Raw genomic sequence first — 7,514 nt, 5'->3', positions numbered from 1 at the left:
AGCCACAATTTTAATGAATGTTGCGTTGGTTTCATTGGCAACTGCCTTTGCAAGGAGTGTCTTACCTGTTCCGGGAGGTCCGTAAAGCAGAATTCCCTTTGGCGGATCAATACCGATTTCTTCAAATATTTCAGGATTTTTTATTGGAAGTTCCACGGTTTCCTTTATCTCGGTAATCTGTGTGTCTAGTCCGCCAATGTCCTCGTAAGTAACGTCAGGCTTTTCATCTATTTCCATAGCGGAAACGTTTTTGTCTTTTTTGGCAGGAAATACATTGACTACTGTTAAACTATTCTGGTTCAGTGCAACCCTTGCTCCAGGCTCAAGCAAATCTCTGTTAATTGAACCTGGGCATGTTACAAGAAATTCATGGCCGACTGCACCCTGAATTCCTATTTTGGTTTCATCAAAAACTTCAGTCACAGTTGCAAGTACAAGAGGTGTCTTTTTAAAGGAGTTGATTTCACCTTTAAGCTCTTTGATTTTTCCTTCAAGCTGGCGATTGCTCACGTTTGATTTAAGCTGTTCTCCTTCAAGAGCCCTGACCTTTTCCATCAGTTCATCTTTGGTTTTTTCGTTCTCTTCCTTCAATATTTCAATTGTTTCAAGAAGTTTTTCCTTTGAGGTTTCATTAATGGACTCCATATAATCATTCCCTATGTGTATGGTTTAAGATATGTTTTTCAGGTAATATAATATTAACATTAACGGCAGCTATTTGCGGTTTTCATTGTATTTCAACTGTCGGATATATATCCCAATTAAAAAATCGGATGATGATTTCAAAAGGTCAATGTTAATGTGAATTGGAATTCGCTAAATTGACGATTTATGGATTGAACTCATATTATTAGTTGCAGGATTTAAATTCTGCAATGTTTAAAAAGCTTGTATTGTGGGATGTGATTATTTTTATCATCTTTTTGTCGGCTGAAACGAATATCAAGTTGTCATGTGTTTTGCCGCAGTCATGGGCATCGGCAATGATCTTGCAGTCGGGTCTGTGAACGCCCCATTCATACAGTTGCTTTGCATAATTGAAATATCTCAAATAATTGTCTAAACCGCAATTATGTAGAATCATTATTTCTCTTAACATTTTTTGTCTTTTAATGTATAATTGTTGAAAATCATGAAGAAATTCACGGAATTTAAAATAAATTATTTCACCAATTCCTTCATTAAAATTAGTATTTTTCCAAAAATCCTCTAAAATTTTTTGTTTTTTCCTATAATCTAAAGTACATTCTTTTGTTTTGTTAAGGATAAAATTTTCAAATTCATAATAATTTATAAAATCGTTTTGGTTTGCTTTTAGAATAGATTTGCAGTATTCCAAGAAAATTTTCACTTCATCAATTAGGTCGTTTAATGTTTCGTGATATTCTTTTTTCACTAATGTGGACCAAAAAATAGAATCAGTTTCATGATTGTCTATAAATGTTTTTGATTTTTCATGTAATCTGTCGTGGATGACGGTGTAACCTATTGGAATATTGGTGTCTACAAAAAAGTTCATGAAATCAGTCCCTTAAACTTTTGTGAATTTCATACATCTCTTCATCAGTGAAACTGCCACTGGGTTGATATATGTCATTATAAAAGATGTATCTGTAATCCCAATATCTTTCCTTAAATTTTTTTTGTATGGTTTTGAATTCGTTAAGGGGGATTTTCTCAGAAGAATTATAAAATTCGGTATTGGTTTTAAATAATTCAGTAAAAAAATCGAACAATTCAAGAGCAAAATTACAATATCCAAATGTTGAATCAATAGAATTTTGATGAACTATGTATAAAATGTAATCTGAAATAGAAAGAAAATAATTAAATTCATCACATAATTTTAATTCTTTTAATTTGAATGCGATTGCATCAAATTTTTGGTCTAATTCATAGTAAAATTCAAAATTTTTAGTTTTAATATTTTTTTCATTGATTTTTGTTTTGACAAATGTGTTTAATTTGTCAAATCCTTCGTTTATCATTTCTTTGATTTTATTTAATATTTCGGGGTCATAAACAATGGGAATGCTTTTATTGATGTTCATATTATTCACCTTATGGTTGGTTATGAATTAGTTATATTTTGATTGTATTTAAATATTTTTATTTTTAAGTATTTTTAAGGTGTTTATTCAGGTTATTAGTTAATATTAGCATTTATTTTACAAATTGCAGTCATTTAGTAAAATTGCACTGACTTCGTAAAATTGTGGTGAAATATTGGTTTGCATTAACATTTGCAATTTGCAGTTTTTCATTGTTTTCAACTGTTGGATATATATCCCAATAAAAAATCAGATAGGAAATTTCAAAACGTCAGTGTTAATGTAAAAAGAGTTGATTAAAATTAGATAAAAATAAAAAAGAAGTTAAAATAGATAGGAATCTATCTATTTGATTAAGTCGGAATCGGATTGGTCCAACCATTCGTTCACGATTTTTACTGCACAGAAGTTACCGCACATGGTACAGGTGTCTTCTTCTTCAGGAGGTCTTTGGTCTCTTTTTGCACGTGCAGCTTCAGGGAACATTGCACAAGCGTATTGTGCTTCCCAATCGAGATTTTTCCTTGCTTCAGCCATAGCTAAATCTTGTGAACCGTCAATTTGACCGGTTGCTAAGTCTCCAGCGTAAGCTCCGATTTTAGTTGCAATAACACCTTCCCTTACGTCATCTGGGTTAGGGAGAGCTAAGTGTTCTGCAGGAGTTACGTAACAGATGAAGTCTGCTCCAGCTTTTGCAGAGGATGCTGCTCCGATAGCAGATACGATGTGGTCGTAACCTGGTGCTACATCACATACAATAGGTCCTAACATGTAGAAAGGAGCGTTGGAACACATTTTTTTCTGAATCATTACGTTTGTCGGAATTTCATTGATTGGAATGTGACCTGGTCCTTCAATCATACATTGAACTCCAGCTTCACGGGACCTGTCAATCAATTCTCCTAAAATGATCAATTCTTGTATTTGAGCCCTGTCGGTTGAATCAGCAATGGATCCTGCTCTCATACCGTTTGCAAGTGATAAGACTACGTCATGCTCTTTTGCGATTTCTAAAACATAATCGAAGTTTTCGTATAATGGGTTTTCTTTTTCGTTTTCAACAATCCAACCGGACATGAATGATCCGCCACGGGATACGAGACCGGTTACACGGCCTTGTCTTTTGAGTCTGGTTAAGGTTTCGATGTTGATACTACTGTGAATTGCCATAAAGTCAATACCATCTTTTGCTTGTTTTTCGATGGTGTTGAACAAGTCATCTTCAGTCATGTAAACGACGGAACCGTCTCTTCTGATACTTTCGATAGCTGCCTGATAAACTGGTACTGATCCTACTGGTAATGGGGACATGTCGAGTACTCTTCTTCTGATTACGTCAAGGTCTCCGCCAATACTTAATTCCATTAAACAGTCTGCACCGTTGTCGATTGCAATTTGTGCTTTTAATACTTCTTCATCAAAGTTAACGATATCTGTTGAAGTTCCGACTGTTGCGTTAACTTTTGTTCTTAATCCTGCACCGATACCTGCAGCTTCAATGTCTCTGTGCACGTTTCCTGGTATTACTATAGTTCCGTTTGCAACGGATTTTAAAATGAAATCTTCTGAAACACCTTCAACTTCTGCGACGTGTTTCATTTCATCGGTTAAAATGCCTTTTTTTGCATCGCTAATTTGTGTCATATTATCTTCCTCAATTGAATTTTAAAATAATCAAATCTGTTTTATAATGTTCTCACTATAAGTTGATATTGTGTTATTTTTATTTAATAGTATTTAAATTAATTGGATTATTGGTAATTCAAACTTTATTGATATATGTAAAGTGCTTTTAAAAAAATAGTTATTTTTAATTTAATAAAAACAAATTAAAGAAATATTGATAAATATAAGTTTTACTTTAAAAAAATTAAAAAATGGATTTAGTAAAATCCATTCATTCTTTCGAACGCTTCATCAAAGCTTGGCATGTTGGTTTGACAACCTTGATGCTCAATGATGAATGATGATACGGTAGATGCGAATTTTGCGGATTCCTCAAGTGATTCGCCGTTCAGGAATCTTGATAAAAATCCTGCCCTGTAGGAGTCCCCCGCTCCTGTAGGGTCAACCGCTTCTGTTGTAATCGCATCGATTTTTATTTTGTCTTCATTTGAATAGATTTCACTGCCTTGAGCTCCACAAGTTTTAACGATTATTTTTGGTCCAAGCTCTCTGAGGCCTGCTAAATCAACTTCAAGAGCATCTAAAATTCTTTGAATTTCATGATGATTTCCAAAGAGTATTGTTGTATTTTCAATGACGTCAGTCAATTTTTTGGTATCATACATTCCAAGGTCTTGACCTGGGTCGAATGAAACGAGCAAGTCCTCGTCCTTTGCTTCCTGTGAACATTTCCAGTTGAAGTCCGGATCTCCGGTAGCCAAGTGAACCGCTTCGGTATTTTTTATTGCTGAAGTTGGAACTTTGCTTTCTGCAAATTCACGGGCAGCTCCCCAATAGAAGTAGCTAATCTGGTCGTCATTGTCATCGGTGAGGACAAATGCGGTAGGGGTAGCCTCTCCCGGAACAATGATTAGTGAATCGGTGTCAATACCGAGATTTTGCATATGTTCAAAGTATTCGGTTTTTTTGAAATCTCCGCCAACAGCTGAAACCAATGAGGTTTTTAATCCTAATTTTGCACCAACACACGCAACATTAGCTGCTGCTCCACCATTGAAGGTTTTCATGTTTGTAATTGGTGCTGAAAAGTTTGCTTTTGGAAATTCAGGCACTCTAATAATATAATCGTGAGCAGAGTGACCAATCGCTAGTAAATCTCTGTTTTTTGCCATAATATCGCCTTTAATTTTATCAATTTAATATTGGATTTTATAGTTATTTAATGTTTTGAGTGACATATAAATGATTTCTCACCAATGCATAAAATCGTATAAATTACTATGTTTATTAAATATATTTTTTCTTTGCCGAGACCATTTGGTGAGTATTACTGTATAGGGGTGAAGCCCTGATTTCTTATGGCTTCCTGACCTTCGTTCAATAAATACTCTATAAATTCATCAACCTCCGGTTTGTCCTCACTGACTTTTATCAGGCTGATTACGTGACGTGTATCGAACTTCAGCAGTTCATTTCCATTGAAATAACTGGCATTTAAAAAGCAGTGCAGATTGCTGGAATTCCTAACCAGCTTGAAGGCATCGAACTGTGAGTTTACCTTGTGGGTGATGTTATATTCTATGTCGTAATGCTTCAGGGTATTCCATGCAAGCCTTTGCGCGGAACCTGTGACGTTTACGAAATTCATGCCCTTCAAATCGTTGATGCTTGTTATTTCATCGCAGTCGGGACTTGAAATCAAAACCAGATAATCGTATGCTATCGGTGTAAAGTCAATGTCCCTTTCATATGCTATCAGCGGATCGTCCAATGTCAGAATGTCGACTGCACCTCTTTTTGCAAGTTCGAATGCATCCCTGTCGCTGCTGCTGTAAATGTTTGTATTGAAAGGATGCTTTATTGTCTCAAGTAGTCCGGAACTGATATGTCCTCCAACAATGTTGATGTTGGCGGTCTTTTCAATCCTCACGGCATATCTCTGAAATTCTTCAAGTAAATCCAGACCTTCCCTTGTCAATATTGTTCCGTTTCCAACCTTCTTGGTAATCTTGACGCCGAGTTTCTCTTCAGCCTTCAGCAGTCTTCTATTAAAAACAGTATGTGATATGTTAAGTTCCTTGGCTGATTGTCTTTGTGACCTGGTCATGGATAGGGATTCCAAACTCTGATACAGCTTGTAGTCATATATGTCACCGTCAATGTCCAGACTGATTAATCCCTTACTTTTCAATTTCATTAATTATATATAATATATTTAATCATAATTATAATGTACTGTTTAACATTTAGGTAGATAAAATGGAAATAATGAAAACTTCTATTAAGGCTATATTGGATAATATTGAGAGTGCTCAAGATTTTTTAGATGAAAAAGCTATTGATGAATTTGAAGATGTGATAATTAACGCTAAAAACGTATTTGTTACAGGTGCAGGAAGATCTGGTCTTGCGGCCAAGGCATTTGCAATGAGATTGATGCATTTAGGTTTGAGCGCATATGTTGTAGGGGAAACAATATCTCCGGCAATCAATGAAGGGGATTGTATAATCGCAATTTCAGGTTCAGGAGAAACAAATACTATCGTTTCTGCAGCAAATATAGCTAAAAATAGGGGTTCTAAAGTTTTGGCAGTTACTTCTTATCCTGATTCCACTCTTGGTCAATTGGCTGACGGTTACCTTTTCGTTAAGGGTAGGACAAAACAGGAAGTGGATGATGAAAACTATATGAAACGTCAAATTCACGGTAACTATACTTCATTAACTCCATTGGGTACAGCATTTGAACTGACCACCTTGGTATTTTTAGATGCAATCGTGTCCGAGTTAATGGAAAAAATGGAACAGACTGAAAGTGATTTAAAAGCTAGACATACAGTTTTAGAGTAATTTTAGTCAAAAATTACTCTGTTCTGATTATTATAAACGTTACAGCGTTGGCCTCTTAAAAATCCAACCAATGTAATGTTTCCTTTTTTTGCAATATTATATCCTGAATTAGCGGGAGCTGCGTTTGACGCTAAAATAGGCACTCCTGCACGGGTCATTTTGATTACCATATCTGCAGGCATTCTTCCGCTGTATATTACATAGGACTGTGACAGGTCAAAGCCGTTTAAAAGTCCGTATCCTATAACCTTGTCCACCGCAACGTGACGGCTGACGTCCTCTTTTACAACAAACTGTCCGTCGTAGACAATTCCAGCCACATGTGTTCCTCCGGTAGCTTGCCAGATTTCAGCATTGTCTTTCAATTCTTCAATTCTGTCGATTAATTCATTTACATGTACCTGAAAATCGGATTTGACAGGATTTACTTGTTTTATTTTGCTTCTCCATCCTCCTGCTGAATCTGAACATAACACAGTTTCGTTTGTTTTTAGGAGGGTATCATCAATTTCAGCATGGATCTGAACTCCGTCAACTTCAATTTTTTTGATGTCATCCATTGACTTGACCATGTTTTCGTTAAATAGGTATCCTACTGTAAATTCCTTAAGGGAATCCTCAATTGCAGATAAGCTGCGGCTTATTTCATTGTTGATTGTTAATGTGATGGTTTCGTCCTGAACTACCATTTCTTTTACATCTTTTGCAATATTGTCTTTAAAATTTATAGCATCTATTTCTTCAACTTTCATTTTAACGCTCCATAATAACTATCGTTAATAATAGTTTTGATTATATAATATATATACTGTTTTTATAGATTTTTTCATTTCGATATGATGTACTGTTCAAAAGTGTATATTAATTATTACATATGTGGTGATTTAATTTTTTTAAAGTTATTTAAATGGTGATTTCATCGATAATAGTGTTTATAATGTTATTATGTCTATTGGTTATGGCAGTTTCTGTTGATTAGATGTTTAT

Annotated in this window: 8 protein-coding genes; 1 reads left to right on the top strand and 7 read right to left on the bottom strand. The window is 35.0% G+C overall.

The annotated features are described in order from the left end of the window. The 6 genes from ACKI30_RS08735 to ACKI30_RS08710 form a co-directional block, all read right to left on the bottom strand. A partial coding sequence (locus tag ACKI30_RS08735; RefSeq protein ID WP_407411673.1) for an AAA family ATPase occupies positions 1–645 on the bottom strand: 645 nt, incomplete at its 3' end. A 205-nt stretch (positions 646–850) separates the two neighbouring features. Then, positions 851–1,519 (bottom strand): hypothetical protein, encoded by a 669-nt coding sequence (locus tag ACKI30_RS08730; RefSeq protein ID WP_407411671.1) that lies wholly within the window; start codon positions 1,517–1,519, stop codon positions 851–853. 4 nt (positions 1,520–1,523) lie between these two features. Then, positions 1,524–2,051 carry a hypothetical protein gene (locus ACKI30_RS08725; RefSeq protein ID WP_330007928.1) on the bottom strand — a complete coding sequence of 176 codons (528 nt, stop codon included), beginning with the start codon at positions 2,049–2,051 and terminating at the stop codon, positions 1,524–1,526. 345 nt (positions 2,052–2,396) lie between these two features. After that, positions 2,397–3,695, bottom strand: a complete 1,299-nt coding sequence (gene thiC, locus ACKI30_RS08720) for a phosphomethylpyrimidine synthase (protein ID WP_407411669.1) — start codon at positions 3,693–3,695, stop codon at positions 2,397–2,399. A 239-nt stretch (positions 3,696–3,934) separates the two neighbouring features. Next, positions 3,935–4,849, bottom strand: coding sequence for a carbohydrate kinase family protein (locus ACKI30_RS08715; RefSeq protein WP_407411667.1), 915 nt, complete (start codon positions 4,847–4,849; stop codon positions 3,935–3,937). A 155-nt stretch (positions 4,850–5,004) separates the two neighbouring features. Next, complete coding sequence (locus tag ACKI30_RS08710) at positions 5,005–5,874, bottom strand: LysR family transcriptional regulator (protein WP_407411665.1); 870 nt, start codon at positions 5,872–5,874, stop codon at positions 5,005–5,007. Between the two features lie 62 nt (positions 5,875–5,936). Here ACKI30_RS08710 and hxlB point away from each other — a divergent pair, with 62 nt between their 5' ends. Further along, complete coding sequence (gene hxlB, locus ACKI30_RS08705) at positions 5,937–6,527, top strand: 6-phospho-3-hexuloisomerase (RefSeq protein WP_407411663.1); 591 nt, start codon at positions 5,937–5,939, stop codon at positions 6,525–6,527. 2 nt (positions 6,528–6,529) lie between these two features. Here the strand turns inward: hxlB and fdhD are convergent, their stop codons facing one another. Beyond that, positions 6,530–7,279 carry a formate dehydrogenase accessory sulfurtransferase FdhD gene (gene fdhD / locus ACKI30_RS08700; RefSeq protein WP_407411661.1) on the bottom strand — a complete coding sequence of 250 codons (750 nt, stop codon included), beginning with the start codon at positions 7,277–7,279 and terminating at the stop codon, positions 6,530–6,532. Positions 7,280–7,514: the final 235 nt, after the last annotated feature.

Source organism: Methanobrevibacter sp. (assembly GCF_045539575.1).
Lineage (GTDB): Archaea > Methanobacteriota > Methanobacteria > Methanobacteriales > Methanobacteriaceae > Methanocatella.
Note: the sequence above shows the minus strand (reverse complement) of the source record. Positions and strands in the feature narration are given on the sequence as shown.

What these genes read in the sequence shown, in the direction of transcription:
- ACKI30_RS08730 (WP_407411671.1), bottom strand. Translation starts at nt 1,519, where the DNA reads ATGAACTTTTTTGTAGACACCAATATTCCAATAGGTTACACCGTCATC.
- thiC (WP_407411669.1), bottom strand. Translation starts at nt 3,695, where the DNA reads ATGACACAAATTAGCGATGCAAAAAAAGGCATTTTAACCGATGAAATG.
- fdhD (WP_407411661.1), bottom strand. Translation starts at nt 7,279, where the DNA reads ATGAAAGTTGAAGAAATAGATGCTATAAATTTTAAAGACAATATTGCA.
- ACKI30_RS08710 (WP_407411665.1), bottom strand. Translation starts at nt 5,874, where the DNA reads ATGAAATTGAAAAGTAAGGGATTAATCAGTCTGGACATTGACGGTGAC.
- hxlB (WP_407411663.1), top strand. Translation starts at nt 5,937, where the DNA reads ATGGAAATAATGAAAACTTCTATTAAGGCTATATTGGATAATATTGAG.
- ACKI30_RS08715 (WP_407411667.1), bottom strand. Translation starts at nt 4,849, where the DNA reads ATGGCAAAAAACAGAGATTTACTAGCGATTGGTCACTCTGCTCACGAT.
- ACKI30_RS08725 (WP_330007928.1), bottom strand. Translation starts at nt 2,051, where the DNA reads ATGAACATCAATAAAAGCATTCCCATTGTTTATGACCCCGAAATATTA.